The sequence below is a fragment of the Paenibacillus liaoningensis genome (assembly GCF_059609455.1).
The window spans coordinates 371,923-386,271 of record NZ_JCAALU010000003.1; the positions used below are offsets into that span (position 1 = coordinate 371,923).

A 14,349-nucleotide genomic window follows, 5' to 3' on the forward strand; every position below is an offset into this window, starting at 1 on the left:
GACGGCGGATTTATAAAATTATTATATGTTCAGCCGAAGCAATCTACTCTTTTGTGCAGCTCCCGTATCGTCGCTTCCATTCCCTTTCCCTTTTCTGTCAGCTCATACTCGATACGCAGAGCGTCTCCGGATACACATGGCGAATAAAGATACGCGCCACCAGCACCAAATCATTTCCGCCCTTGGCGAAACGATCCGCCAACCACTGTTCCGTATATTTAACTCTTGGTTTGAGCCAGCATTTTATCAACGGGTTTGCTCATCTGATTTAAAATAAACTGAGGTGCAACACGACTCATGAACTTCAGCGCACTGCTCTGGCCCGGTAGGATTTCAAAGCGATCCTTTTCCAAACCCTTGATTGCGTACCTAACCAGTTTATCGGCCTCCATTGGCTTTACGCCTTTGATCTCGTAACCTTCAAGAGCTTTAATTAAAGGGGTCTGAATAGTTGGAGGCGCCAATTCAAACACTTTAATATTAGTATTTTTTAGCTGCATTCGCAGTGATTGTGTAAATGAGTGAATACCGGCTTTCGTCGCACAATATACCGGGAATACTGGATAAGGAACAAATGCAAGTGCGGATGAGACATTCATAATCGCAGAGGATTTCTTCGCCTTTAAATGCGATAAGAATTGGTTCACCATGCGGATCGAACCGCTGAGGTTAATTTCAATCTCGCTACTAATATCCTCTAAGTCGACCTCTTTGGTATGAAAGTTCAATTTACGCATAACCCCAGCGTTATTGATCAGAAAATTCAGTTCTGGAAATTGACTGGTTACTTTTTCAAAAAGGTCGGAAATGGCCTTCGGATTGCTTACATCACACTGAAATGTGTAAATGAATGGAAGTTTCTTTTTTGCTAGATCCAGCTTGGACTGATCCCGCCCGGTAATAATTACGGTGTTCCCAAGCTGAATGAGCTGAGTAGCAAGCTCGAATCCAATCCCGGATGTTCCACCCGTTATAAGAATTGTGTTGGAATCCATTTTCATAAAAATCAATCCTTTCTCTTTGAATGATTTATATAGTGGCTTTGCATGCTTTATTGTGCAAGCTTATTGCCAAAACTGAGAATCTCATCGAACATGCTTTACTTCGTTCGTTTCCATCCATTCATAATGAAAGCTTCCGTTTGCTTGATCCGCTCGAACGTATGTGCCAGGCGTTGTTCAAAGCGTCGATCGACAACCTTCAACTTAAATCATATCGATCGCCGCCTTCGGTTTTGAATGTTTTTTCATGCGCTCATTGAACCACCAATGATTGCCGTGTTTCTCCAATTATGCATCGGGTTCAACCCCCTACGCACAATAGTGTATACACACTGCCATTAAGCAAAGCATTTCTCAAAGTTCATCAACAATTTGGGATTCCCTTTGATTCGCAGTTTTCTTGTCAGCAATGCCGCAGCCACATTTTTTTCCTTCCCCACGATCTTAAGCCACGTTCTGCTATCCACCGTAATCCGAATATCCGGCTTGCCGTGAAAACCGTCCCGAATCTGGAGCTTATTGTCACGAATGTCGAATGTCGTTTGTCTCCTTTCATCTCCAGTGAATGTAAAATGATAGGTGCTGTTTAAACCTGTTGCCTGCTTCGGCTGGAATGCATGAGGCATCAGGGTGATCAATAGGCGGATCGTGTTCGGCCTGAGTCCATTCCCGACGCGCTTTACCGTTTTATGGGGAAAACGTTTCATGACATACGCTTCCGCATCGGAGCCCGGGGTTACATAGATCGTCTCCTCTTTGGCCTGCAACGGCTTTAATATATCATTCAAGAACCCTTTACGGTCTTTCAAAAACGGCCCAATCACATCATCGCCCGCCGGACAAACCGATAAGCAATAAGCCGCTTTATAGTTAGCCCCGAAACTCAAACTTTGCCACCAGGAAGTCGTTTCGGTTATCGGTACTTCATTCCGATACTCTTTGAAGTTCTTACTGTCCACGATCGTTTCCACAAAGTCGCTAAAACCGCCCATAAACTCACGATAATTGTGCGTAGCGCATGAAGAAAAATTAAATTGTCCATCCGCACCGATTGCGCCCACAGGGCAGGCAGATACGCAAAGCTTGCATTCCAGACACGGGTTGTAGTCAATCGGTCGGTCTTCCTTGTTGACCCGGGCATCGATCATAACGGCGCCAAGCAGAATAAAGTTTCCGAATTTCGGATGAATCACGTTGCGATGGATGCCCATATGGCCTAACCCTGCCGCAACGGCAACAGGCTTAAGAGAAACGACCCAGGTCTTGCCGGGAAACTTATCCATCTCCATCGGGAAACCCATAACTGAATTTAATGCCCGTATCCCTCGCGCTTCCAATGCGGACACGATGTGATGGGCTGTCTCCGCTACCTTATCGCCGGTATGATGAAATTCAATATTGGCAAGGGATCGTGCCGGTGTGCGGATCGGTTCTCGATTCATTTTGGCAACGAAACTGATCATCGTCTTAGCATGCGGAAATGCGGACAGAATGTCATTACGCTGATCATCCAATTCGGAGCGTTCAATGGATATAACCCCGACATCGTCAGCTCCGGCCTTAAGACACAATTCACGTATCCACTCATAATCAAGCGTTTCGTTGTCAAGAGTGGCGGATTGCGCAGAGGACTCGTAGTAACGCACAACTGTGGGATGTTTTTTCATATCGGCCACTTTCATCTATCCTTTCTAATTACGTGTATATACACCTATTTGACGAAAAAAATTAATCTCGCTTGTTCAGCTTAACGACATCAGATAATTGACCAAGCAAAGCTTTGTAAGGGTCCTCACCCATATAGTCTCGAATACGGGTTTGCGCCTGTTCCCATAACGGCAGCGTACGCTTAAGAAGGTCCTGTCCATCGGGTGTCAGAGCAATAAATCGTTTCCTGCGATCCTCCCCTTCCGTGATCGAAACCCACCCCTGTCTCTCAAGCGGCTTGAGATCCCGTGGCAATGTGGTCCTATCCATCAGAAGTATTTCGGAGAGAGATGTAATGGTGACAGACCCGGCCTGTTCAAGTGCCATAAGGACAGACAATTGGGTTGCCCGAAGCCCGACTGGTCTTAAATATTCATCATATACACTGGTAATGAACCGGGACGCTTTTCTTAAATTCAAGCAAGCGCACTCTGACATATAATTGGTCGTCCCTGAAAAATCTGAAGTTGAATTATGTTTTCTCATAAATGCGAGTATATACACATATTGTGTCGATGTCAATCTTGATAATCATCTTAAACCTGGACGGATCATTTTTAAGCAGAGTAGAGAACTGAAATTTCATTGGAGGGCACAAGCCTTCTTATTTCCATTTCATTTTATCTACAATCCCATTATCGAAACAAAAAAACCTACTGCAGGTCCGATTGGTAATATCCAAGTTCCTGTCCTCATTTCCGTACAAGAACTTGGTTCCTAAAAAAAATCCGCTAATTTAGCGATTTTGATCGAAAAAGATTTTCTTTTCATCAACCAATTTGGATGGGGTGACATCATTACCTTTAGAATCTACCACGGATACCGCAAGCATCGTTGTTTGAACTTGCCCTCGAATCATTTTCAAGTAATTTTGCCGAAGCTCCTTCTGTTCTGATCTCTCCTGGTCGGTCAGACCACTATTACTTTGTTTCCTGCTTAATTCATTAATTTTGTCCAGATATGGGATAAGCATGTTCATACGCTCCTCTGTTTTTATTTGTGGAACCAAGCTTGATTAAACTTAGCAAATTTGATCATACATATTTAGCAAGCTAAGTATATATCGAAGAAATAGAGAGTCATACTATATTCCTCTCCATTTGTTGCATTAAATGTCTTAAAATCAACCGATCTTCCTTAGAAATGGATTGAAGCAATTTCTCCTGCTGCTCCCTCCATTTCATCTCAACCGGTTTTTCTAATTCTTTTCCTTTGTCCGTTAGAAAAATACGCATGATTCTTGCATCTTGTACATCACGTTTACGATATATAAATCCGTTCTGCTCCAGTGATTTAACCATGTTCGTTACCGTAGGCGGTTCGCACTTCAAGTGTTCACATAGTTGCATCTGTGTTACCCCATCACCCAACCACAGACGATACAACAAATTATCTTGTCCTACATAGAGATTAAGTTCCCTAAGAGATTCACTATAATTTCGACGCATTTGGAAGGAAATCCTATCCAACGACTGTCGAATATCACAATCTACTGCATCTGTCATGAACTATCCCTTCCTGTCATCCGAATGATATTTAGCAGACTAAATGTATCACGGTGAACTACAGGTGTCAATTTACCTTAGAGCTACCGCCTATTGGGGGGCAGCTCTAAGGTTCAAAAGGACTTTGTTCGAAACTTATTTTTTGGCAAATCCTTGTTTGTTCAAATACTCCATCATTTGAGGCTGAATACTTCTCTGGAGATGATCTTGGATGTGGTCACTCCATCCTTTTACTTTTTTCACGGTGAAAGGGGCTCTCGTCGGACGATTTTCATAATACTTCAACATGGTTTCATCATAGATAGCTAATTTTTCTTGATCAAGAGATTGATACTGATTTTCAAGTAAAACCATGGATTGAGGCAGCCGAGGTTTCAGCTCAGGCTTTTTTTCAGCTGGATGACCGATGCATAGCCCCACTAAAGGAATCACATACTTCGGTAAACCCAATACGTCAGATAGTTCGTTAATATTTGCTCTGATCCCACCAATATATACCCCGCCTAGCCCCATGGATTCGGCAGCAGTCAATGCATTTTGTGCTACCAGTCCGGCGTCGAATGAACCGATTAACAGAAATTCAATATATTCGATATCCACTTCCGGAGCAATTTGATGATTCCGGTTGAAATCTGCACAGAAAATCCAAAACTCAGCCGCTTCTTCAACATAAGGTTGATTGACAGAAAGGTGTCTGACTTTTTTTCGAAGAATCGGATCGGTGATTCGAATAATGGACACGGCCTGCAGGAGACTGAACGATGAAGTTTGATTCGCTGCCTGAAAGATCGCATCGATTTGTTCCTGAGTCAGGGGTTGAGATGTGTAAGAACGAAATGATGTATGGTTATGAAGCAATTCAAGTGTATGATTCATTAAAATTCTCTCCTCTATTCGTTTATTCCATATTCCCGCATTCCATATTCGTAAGGAATGCTCATATTCTCGCGTAGTGTTTTTCCTTCATATTCCTTATGGAACAAACCACGCTCCTGCAAGATGGGTATAACCTGATTTACAAAATCCGCAACACCATCAAAAGATACGTCGGGTACGACTGAGAATCCGTCACATGCTTCAGCCAAAAACCATTCTTCTAAAAAGTCAGCAACCTGTGTGGGTGTGCCTGCAACGACGGGATGATAGTTGATTACCCCGTGAGCGAGAACATCCCGAACGGATAGACCTTGCAACAACAATTTCAAGGCTATTGGAGAACGTGGGTCCCTTGGGTTGGCATATGCATTTTTCAACAAGTCAGCCGGTATTGGCTTATCGATATCAACCAAGTTTACCGATAAGGGTACACCAATCATGGAACCGAGATAACTTACCCTATTGGGGATTTCCTGGGGATTGAAGTTCATAAGCTGTTTCCGACGATTCAGAGCTTCTTCTTCCGTTGAAGCCAGAGAAAACATAAAACCTGCAAACATCTTAATATCATCAGGGTTTCGACCGAAACGGACAGCACTTTGTCGGATTGCTTGTCTGTGTTCACGAGCAGACGCTATATCATAAGGATTGGCGTAGACACCCGAAGCATATTTCCCCGCCAATTCTAGTCCTTCTCTTCCTCCACCTGCCTGGAAAATAACAGGCTGTCCTTGCTCGGAAGGGGGAATGGGCAGAGGACCACGAGATGCATAATATTGACCCTGAAGGTTTATAGGCTGGATTTTGTCCATATCGGCAAATCTCCCTCCTTCTACATCTAACGTCCATGCGTCTGATTCCCAACTCCCCCACAAGGCCTGAACAATTTGTATGCTCTCATGTGCCTTGTCATATCGCTCTTTGCGTTCGGTAACCCGGGCACCGAAATTTGCTGCCGCTAAGGGGTCGGATGTGGTAACCGCATTCCATCCCACACGTCCATGACTGATTACATCCAGTGCTTTGAACTGACGTGCGATGTTGTATGGGTAATTAAATGTCGTAGAGAGAGTAGCAACAAGCCCAATGTGTTTCGTCTCTCTTGCTACAGCCATCAGTGCCAACATAGGATCCATAGGGAACATAGGCGTCTGAGAACCTAAGTTGTTGGATAATACGGGAGTATCGGCAATGAAGATCATTTGAAATTTTCCTTGTTCAGCTAATTTAGCCCGCTCCACATAACTATCCATATTGGTGTAAGCTGCAGGGTCCGTGCCAGGCATCCTCCATGCGCTGAATTCAGCACCATATCCAGAAACCATCTGTAGTGCCAGTTGCATCTTACTTCTTTTTTCCATAACGTTCTTCTCCTTCATTACGGATGGGCCAAGAGTGGAATCACCCTTTTGTAGCGCCATAATAATTAGCCTGCTAAATAAATATTAAATGATTTTATTCTGTTCAGTGACATTGACACCATCATAAATTTATTTGTTACATCTGCAAAGAGGGCAATTTGAATGAACATAGTACAACTTTTTGTACCTTTAGATTAGGAGTGTTTGCAAACGGTAAAAAATCCGCAGCTGCAATGTGCTTGCTTGTTCGCTGCGGATTCGAGTTTTTAAACATTAAAAATATTGGCGTTCACCGGTCTGTGCTGATTTTTCGATAGCATCCAGTAACTGATGAAGTTTCACCGCATCCGCGAAAGTAGGAGCTAAGGATGTTCCCTCTTGAATATCTTGGGCGAACTTACGATAAGCTTGAGCCATATTCAGAACAAACCCTGAGTCATTCTTTAGAGATTGCGGGGCCCAGTAATAGGAATCCGGAATGGTTAGTTCACGAAGCTCGTTATCAGTAGGTCCTGCACCACGTAATTGGTGTGATCCGAATTGAATGGATGCAGGCGCACTCAGCACGATTGTGCCCTTATCTCCAAAAATTTCAAGTGTTAGTCCTGTTTGATGAATTAGCTCAATAACTGCATGATATCCATAGGGAATGTCTCTTCTGCTTGTATTCTACGCTCGTATAGGTCGTACCAGCCTCTGGCCAACTCAATTACTATTCCAATTACTGTCCTTAATCCCCCTCAACTCTTTGGTCAAATCGGTCTGCAAACTGCAGGCGCAGGCACAAATCTCAGAGTTCAAGTTCTTGCCCTTGGCTCGGGACAAGAACTTGTAACGAAAAAGTACGTTTACCATCAAGCTCAAACCGATCAACGACTTCAAGAGAAGTCGTTCTTGCACCAAAGCCCGACATTAAGTGCCTGTGGAGTCTTTTGATAATTATTGCTGATCAGCATATTGACTCTCTCCCAACGATATTTTTTATTTGCTATCAGCTTTAATTGAGGCATAGCTTGGTAACAATGAAACCGACAGTCATAGAAGGATGAAATTAATGGCCTGTTGCTGTTTGGGTCGCCATATCGTTAAGTTGCATTACAAAAGCTCCTTCATTCGGGCCTTGATTATCACGAATCATTTTCGCTTGTTCCACTAGAACCTCTTCAGCATCCGTACCGAGTAATCTTATTGTTTCTTCAATGAATGCTCCAAGTGGCATCGCATGCGGACTGTCACTAAGATCTGTCATGAGTTCCGTTTGAACCCCAGGTGGTATGATTTCTAATACTTTTACTGTTGTATCTTTAAACAAATAACGTTGTGATAAGGTATAGGAATGGAGCGCTGCTTTGGTCGCCGAATACACCGCAGTCGCTGCGTACGGAACAAACCCGACCGCAGAAGTCGTATTAATGATCACAGCTTCTTCTTTAGACTTCAAATGTTCGATTAATGAAGACGTCATTCGAATTGGTCCAAGCAAGTTTGTTGAGACCGTTGAAACCAGAACCTCTTCATTAATCACACCCGCAGCCTCATCGAAAAGCATGATGCCAGCGTTATTAAATAAGACATTCAAATCAGGGAAGTCCCGAATAAGTTGCTTAGCGGTTGCCTCAATACTGGAAAGATCCTGTATGTCCAGTTCAACTGAAGACATTCCGGGATTAGCACTTATTACTTCCTCCAGACGCTCTTTTCTTCTACCTGAGATGATTACTTTGTTTCCAAGGTTGTGTAAAGCTTCTGCCAATGCACGTCCAATTCCTGAACCGCCACCTGTAATGAAGATCGTGTTTCCTGTAAGTTTCATTTAAAATTCCTCCAATATTTGGTTTTTAATTACTTTGAAATTTTATTACATTGTTAGATGAAATCTGTACTTACTATTAACCTTGCACTTTAAAGTTTCTGAATGGACTAACCACCTTCTTAGTATTATACTATTACAACAATAGTTGCTTTAGTAGTTCAATTGTATCCGGAACATCATTGAGGAACAACCAACAATGCGAGCCATTTGTTGGTTTAAAAAAAGGAGCTATATCCATGGGACTTAAAGTAAGAAATATTCGTACAACTCGAACAAGAGAATCCATTTTTGAGTCACTTTTTGAACTGATGGAAGAAAAAGATTTTGATAAAATAACAATACAAAATTTAACGGAACGGGCCCAAATCAATAGAGCAACTTTTTATGCTCATTTCCAAGATAAATATGAATTGTTGAATGAGATTATACGAAAATCAGCGGAAGAACTTATTCAACAACATACTAATGGTGTGTGTACATTTACAAAAGACAATATGATGCAATTAGTATTCGCAGCATTTGAGTATCATCAACAAGTCAAAAAGAAATGTCGCCGGAACTATAACAAAATTATTCCTCTACTCTCTTCAAAATTAGTCATTGCACTAAAGCATTATTTGAATCTTTGTATGCAGGAAATATACTCTGATGAACGTACTTTGTACGTACAAATCTATGCCAACATGATTAATGAAGCAGTTACTCTGCATACTGCTGAACAAACTAAACTAACAGAACAAAGTATAGCTGAGCATATTGTTCAAATGATACAAATTGACTAATCGAAAACATCGAACTAAGCATTAAAAGTATTGACGTTCACCGGTCTGTGCTGATTTTTCAACGGCATCCAGTAACTGATGAAGTTTCACCGCATCCGCGAAAGTAGGAGCTAAGGATGTTCCCTCTTGAATATCTTGGGCGAACTTACGATAAGCTTGAGCCATATTCAGAACAAACCCTGAGTCATTCTTTAGAGATTGCGGGGCCCAGTAATAGGAATCCGGAATGGTTAGTTCACGAAGCTCGTTATCAGTAGGTCCTGCACCGCGTAATTGGTGTGATCCGAATTGAATGGATGCAGGCGCACTCAGCACGATTGTGCCCTTATCTCCAAAAATTTCAAGTGTTAGTCCTGTTTGATGTTTGACTCCTCCTTGAATATGAACACTGGCTGCGGCACCACTCGTTAATTTTCCAGTAATCAGTATTTGATCATTTGTCGTCTTCTTGATGACTTTCTGAATATCCACCAATTCGACTTCAGGAAACTGCTGTGCTGTAAGGGCAGAAAGTTCGGTAAAGTCCCCGAGCATGTAGGTAAATGCATCCAGATTATGTCCACCTACAATTGTTAGCAAGTTCCCTCCAATCTTCCGATCAAACAAGTACGCACTGGACTTGTCACCCACGCCACCCATGCCATCAATGGAGATCTTTAGATTGGCAGACAATACTTTCCCAACATAACCTTCTGCCAATAAATCTTTCACATACTGAATGGCTGGGGCTTGTCTGGCCTGTAATCCAATCGCATTTGGCAATTTTGAGGAAGCTACCCATTCTTGCATTTCCAGTGCTTCATTCGTATTTGATCCCAGTGGCCATTCGCAATAGATCGGTTTTCCAGCAGGCACAATGGCTTTAACCGCATTATAATGTTCCTTGACGTTAATACTGACGACGACCATGTCCACATCAGGATGTTGAGCCAGTTCCTCCATGTTATCAAAGCCGTGATCTGCATGGAAAGCTTCTGCGCTCTTCTTCGCACTCGCCATATTACTTGTCCCCACTGCAGTAAGCTCAAACTCATCCAAATGCTCAATGGCTGGAATATGTGTACCACTCGCCCAACCATTATTAATTGAAGCACCTATGATTCCTGTACGAATTTTTTTATCCAATGAAAACATCTCCCTTATTTTTAAATGTACTAATTCAGCTGTATCCTGTTCTTAATCAGATCAATCACTTATGAAAAAATCTTGATATGTTCTACTGTTCATCTCATTCAACTGTTCTGCGTATTGATTAAGCTTGTCCTGGCTTCTGGATACCAGAGCGATGCGAAAACCATGTTTTCCAAAAGTTTAGGCCAGTGAGAAACCTAGGCCGGGCCCAGCGCCGATTATAGCCATTGTTTTCAAAAAGTAACCTCTCTTCTTTGGGTAATTACACAAATGGAATAGCAACTCCAAATAATCCCTTTGCTCATTCTGATATTAAATCAAAAATATTTAGCCTGTTGCATACATAAAGAAGATGGAGAGCTCATGATAAATTCCTCTCCAATTTCTGAATTAATTTTCGGAGGTTCAAACGCTCTTCTATAGTAACGGCCTGTAGCAATTTTTCCTGTTGTGCTTTCCATTTGATCTTAACAGGAACCTCTAATTCTTTTCCTTTGTCGGTGAGATAAATTCGCATGACTCTTGCATCTTGTTCATCGCGTTTCCGGGTTATAAACCCATTTTGCTCTAATGATTTAACCATATTGGTTACCGTAGGAGGTTCGCATTTTAGATGTTCACTGAGTTGCATTTGTGTGATTCCATCATCTAACCACAAGCGACACAGTAAATTATCTTGACCCGCGTAAAGGTTTAGTTCTCTTAGAGAGTCGCTATAATGTCGACGCATTTGAGAGGAAACTCGGTCTAACGACTGACGAATATCACAATCCACTTGATCTGTCATTCATTCATCCTCACTCTCATTTTATTTAGCGGGCTGGCTATATCGAGGGAGATGGATGTGAAAATTAACGTATGATGACTTCCTTCAAATTTTATTAACATAAATAAAAGTGATAGTATATGAGGCTTTGATTATAGCTGGCCTCATATACTAACTTTAGATTTGCAACCTCTTGAGACTGCCCTAATCTTTTGATGGGTATTTCTTGCGCGCGTTCTGTAATTTGGTCTTTGCTCAGAGCCTTGGATAAAGCTTGAATAGCAATGCATTGATATCTAGTGCCAAGTTCCAATAATCAATGGTTGTATCCTTGTAGGACTTCGTAGCTGCAATTCCAGCATTTTTGACTAAAATTATTACTTCTTATACCTGTTTTCAGGGTATGGCAGTTCTAAATTACCTCGAAGAGTGTTGTCCTCATATTCCTTTCGGAATATGCCCTTATCTTGCAAAATAGGTACAACTAATTGAATAAAATCCTCAAATCCTGCCGGATAGTCTTGTCTAATCAGCAATATATCCATAACGCCTGCTCTATACCAATGTTCTATTTTTTCTGCAACATTCTCAGCGGATCCCATCAATGTAGGTTTTGGCATGCGATAACCTTTAGGCATCCATGATTCCATTTCCCTTAGCTTTTCTAATGCTTCTTTTTCCGTTTTGCCAACTATGGGGCTATGTGAAGGCATAATCAGTAGATCGTTTGGTGAACGTCCTTGATTTTGCACTCTTTTTTTGAGTTCAAAAACGAATCCTTTAAGATAATCAAAATCATCTGGCGCCATGATGACTTCGGCATGCTTTGCAGCTACATTCATGAAGTCCAAGGAGGTGCCGGCTTGAAAGACGACCGGTCTTCCTTGTCGAGATCGACTAACATTTAATGGCCCCTCCACTGAAAAGTAATTCCCGCTGTAATTTATCGGATGCATTTTACTAGGATCAAAAAATATCCCGCTTCCTTTATCACGTATGAAAGCATCGTCCTCGTACGAATCCCATAGGCCTTCAACGATCTCTAAAAACTCTTTTTTCATGGGATAAAGATCTGCTTTACTTAAATGGGACCGACTGTAATTGGCTAATCCTCCTGGATTGGAGGTGATCGCATTCCATCCTGCTCGGCCTTTGCTAATCTTGTCCAGCGAGGCTATCTGCCTGGCAACCGTAAATGGATCAGCATACGAAGTAGCTATTGTTGCGGCCAAGCCAATGGAGTGAGTCACCATACTTAATGCAGACAATATAGATACGCCCTCAAACATGCTTAGATAGTGTGGTATCATGCCAGGTCCAATATGGCTGACGTCAGCTAAAAAAATGAGATCAAACTTACCCTGCTCAAGCTGTATGGCTTTTTGAACGTAATAATCAACATTTTCACTGGCATCTGCAGGAATATCGGGGTGGCGCCAACCCGTGTGATTCCAACCAACGCCATCAATGATACCACCTAATTTAAGTTTTCTTCTTTCCATTGTTGGGTGGTCTCCTTTACGCGAGTTCATTGCTCCCCCTGCGATAAATTTAATTCCTTTGCCAATAATTCATGCCCTTTCTTTCGGCTTTCTTGATTAGGATAAAAGTCTGCAATCATGATTTCATCCACTAAACTTGCTTTCGCAATTTGTTGAAGTTGCTCAGCAACCTGTCCAACGCTTCCAATCACAAAACGTTCTTTATTTCGTTCCCTCGCCAGCTCTTCATGAGGAGTGTATGTGTGATTTTTGGCTTCTTCAGGTGTAGGAAACGTAAGATTTCTCGTCCCTGTACTCATCTGTGCCCACATTAACTCCGCCGGTCCTGCTATATATTTAGCCTCTTCTTCCGTCTCAGCTGTAATAACGATCGTCGTTAACATACTTTGGGGTTCACTTAAATACGACGAAGGTTTAAAACCCGAATGATAAGCTCTTAACATGGGAATAGCTAGTTGTGGGGCCAAATGAGCAGCAAATACAAATCCTAATCCTTTTTCCAAGGCAAAATGCAATCCACCCTCGCTAGATCCCAACATAAACATATCTGGAACCATTGATTTATCACCAGGAGGATTGATGTGACTAAACGGGTGGTTTTCTTTAAAGTTACGTTCAAAAAAGGAAAGCAGGTTATCTAATTGCTCAGGAAAATCATTAACCTCCATTAATTCTCGTGATCTTAACAATGCCAACATCGTTCTGCCATCAGTACCCGAAGCCCTGCCAATCCCGAGGTCAATACGCCCTGGATATAATCCTTCGAGAAGAGTAAAGTTCTCCATCACTTTCAAGGGGCTGTGGTTAGGCAACATGATCCCCCCGGAACCTACTCGAATGCTTTTGGTGTGAGCTGCTGCATGCAGGCTCAGCAAGTCTGGTGAAGTACCCATCAAAGTTGTTGTGTTATGGTGTTCAGTGAACCAATACCTGTTGAATCCCCACTGTTCTGCGAATTGAACCATTTCCGTCATGTCTTGAAGACTTTTCGTAGCCGCAGTTCCTTTATAAATATGAACAAAGTCCAAAATCGAAAGTTTTAGTCTATTGGCTGTATTCACTTATCAATTACTCCTTTCTGTGTTATATTTTAATTAGCTTACTAAATATAAATTCGAAATTTCATTTAGCTTACTAACTGTTTACTTGTGTTTGATGACATAATCATAAAGTCATTAGGTTCATTTGCAAAGAGGGCAATATAGATGAACCTAGTACAACTTTTTGTACCTTTAGAGTGGGAGTGACAATAATGAAGGTTTGTAATGAAGGATTTGAGCAAGAATTTATGGATGAAAATAGAGACATGTATGCGATAGCCTTAACTCAAAATGTCCTTTCAGGACGTTGGAAATATTTTATATTATGGTATCTAAAAGGAGAAACACGCCGTTACACGGATATAAAAAAATTTCTTGGAGATTTATCACAAGGCTCTCTCACAAAGCAGCTTAAAGAGTTGGAGAACGATGGAGTTATAAAACGTGATGTTTATCCAGAAGTTCCTCCGCGAGTAGAGTATTCGTTAACAGACAAGGGAAACAAATTACTACCGATCCTTGAAAAAATGGAGGACTTCGGTAAAGAATACGGTGAAAAACCTTAAGCTCGATAGAGTTCCAAACTAAGGCGTATACGCAAACTTATTTAGGCCATAAACGAATGGAATGCAGCGTCAAAAAAGTCATGAGCATATTCCGGCTCCATCACCATTTTTGTCGCCATCTGGACGACGCTTTCTTGGAGAGCAGGAATGCCTTAGGGGCGCATCTTCCCGTCCGACTTCAGTATTTCCTTTCTCCTTGCTGATAAGGAATGTTACTTCCCTACTTTCAGACTGTTTTGGACTTCGTTTACAAATCCTTCTTCCCCGTAGTCGTCTTTGACGATATAAGTGATGCTTAT

The 14,349-nt window shown here is 41.9% G+C and carries 15 protein-coding genes; 2 read left to right on the top strand and 13 right to left on the bottom strand.

Going from position 1 to position 14,349, the window contains the following annotated elements:
- Window positions 1–218 precede the first annotated feature (218 nt).
- From AC6B99_RS06080 to AC6B99_RS06120, 9 genes are all read right to left on the bottom strand, one after another.
- A complete protein-coding gene (locus AC6B99_RS06080; RefSeq protein ID WP_494882153.1) occupies window positions 219–1,001 on the bottom strand; it encodes an SDR family NAD(P)-dependent oxidoreductase in 783 nt (260 codons plus the stop codon).
- Window positions 1,002–1,339: 338 nt separating this feature from the next.
- Window positions 1,340–2,683 carry an SCP2 sterol-binding domain-containing protein gene (locus tag AC6B99_RS06085; RefSeq protein WP_494862770.1) on the bottom strand — a complete coding sequence of 448 codons (1,344 nt, stop codon included), beginning with the start codon at window positions 2,681–2,683 and terminating at the stop codon, window positions 1,340–1,342.
- A 46-nt stretch (window positions 2,684–2,729) separates the two neighbouring features.
- Window positions 2,730–3,128 carry a MarR family transcriptional regulator gene (locus AC6B99_RS06090; protein WP_494862772.1) on the bottom strand — a complete coding sequence of 133 codons (399 nt, stop codon included), beginning with the start codon at window positions 3,126–3,128 and terminating at the stop codon, window positions 2,730–2,732.
- Between the two features lie 316 nt (window positions 3,129–3,444).
- Window positions 3,445–3,681, bottom strand: coding sequence for a DUF896 domain-containing protein (locus AC6B99_RS06095; protein WP_496662999.1), 237 nt, complete (start codon window positions 3,679–3,681; stop codon window positions 3,445–3,447).
- A gap of 106 nt (window positions 3,682–3,787) precedes the next feature.
- Window positions 3,788–4,213: a MarR family winged helix-turn-helix transcriptional regulator gene (locus AC6B99_RS06100; protein WP_056033256.1), complete on the bottom strand. Its 426-nt coding sequence runs from the start codon at window positions 4,211–4,213 to the stop codon at window positions 3,788–3,790.
- Between the two features lie 135 nt (window positions 4,214–4,348).
- Window positions 4,349–5,089, bottom strand: a complete 741-nt coding sequence (gene nfsA / locus AC6B99_RS06105) for an oxygen-insensitive NADPH nitroreductase (RefSeq protein WP_056033253.1) — start codon at window positions 5,087–5,089, stop codon at window positions 4,349–4,351.
- 14 nt (window positions 5,090–5,103) lie between these two features.
- A complete protein-coding gene (locus tag AC6B99_RS06110) occupies window positions 5,104–6,450 on the bottom strand; it encodes an NtaA/DmoA family FMN-dependent monooxygenase (RefSeq protein ID WP_081418721.1) in 1,347 nt (448 codons plus the stop codon).
- Between the two features lie 273 nt (window positions 6,451–6,723).
- Complete coding sequence (locus tag AC6B99_RS06115) at window positions 6,724–7,101, bottom strand: Gfo/Idh/MocA family oxidoreductase (protein WP_494862905.1); 378 nt, start codon at window positions 7,099–7,101, stop codon at window positions 6,724–6,726.
- 400 nt (window positions 7,102–7,501) lie between these two features.
- On the bottom strand, window positions 7,502–8,263 hold the full coding sequence (locus AC6B99_RS06120) for an SDR family oxidoreductase (protein ID WP_496663000.1): 762 nt from the start codon (window positions 8,261–8,263) through the stop codon (window positions 7,502–7,504).
- A 236-nt stretch (window positions 8,264–8,499) separates the two neighbouring features.
- On the opposite strand from AC6B99_RS06120, the gene AC6B99_RS06125 reads away from it, so the two are divergent.
- The gene (locus tag AC6B99_RS06125; RefSeq protein WP_056033243.1) at window positions 8,500–9,045 is read left to right on the top strand and encodes a TetR/AcrR family transcriptional regulator; all 546 of its coding nucleotides are present in this window, start codon (window positions 8,500–8,502) and stop codon (window positions 9,043–9,045) included.
- 21 nt (window positions 9,046–9,066) lie between these two features.
- Here AC6B99_RS06125 and AC6B99_RS06130 read toward each other — a convergent pair whose 3' ends face one another.
- The 4 genes from AC6B99_RS06130 to AC6B99_RS06145 form a co-directional block, all read right to left on the bottom strand.
- A complete protein-coding gene (locus AC6B99_RS06130) occupies window positions 9,067–10,170 on the bottom strand; it encodes a Gfo/Idh/MocA family protein (protein WP_496663001.1) in 1,104 nt (367 codons plus the stop codon).
- Window positions 10,171–10,537: 367 nt separating this feature from the next.
- Window positions 10,538–10,963 (bottom strand): MarR family winged helix-turn-helix transcriptional regulator, encoded by a 426-nt coding sequence (locus AC6B99_RS06135; protein ID WP_056033237.1) that lies wholly within the window; start codon window positions 10,961–10,963, stop codon window positions 10,538–10,540.
- A gap of 356 nt (window positions 10,964–11,319) precedes the next feature.
- On the bottom strand, window positions 11,320–12,444 hold the full coding sequence (locus AC6B99_RS06140; RefSeq protein ID WP_496663002.1) for an NtaA/DmoA family FMN-dependent monooxygenase: 1,125 nt from the start codon (window positions 12,442–12,444) through the stop codon (window positions 11,320–11,322).
- A 26-nt stretch (window positions 12,445–12,470) separates the two neighbouring features.
- Window positions 12,471–13,505, bottom strand: a complete 1,035-nt coding sequence (locus tag AC6B99_RS06145) for an LLM class flavin-dependent oxidoreductase (protein WP_046232312.1) — start codon at window positions 13,503–13,505, stop codon at window positions 12,471–12,473.
- Between the two features lie 191 nt (window positions 13,506–13,696).
- On the opposite strand from AC6B99_RS06145, the gene AC6B99_RS06150 reads away from it, so the two are divergent.
- Window positions 13,697–14,050 (top strand): winged helix-turn-helix transcriptional regulator, encoded by a 354-nt coding sequence (locus AC6B99_RS06150; RefSeq protein WP_081418719.1) that lies wholly within the window; start codon window positions 13,697–13,699, stop codon window positions 14,048–14,050.
- Window positions 14,051–14,349: the final 299 nt, after the last annotated feature.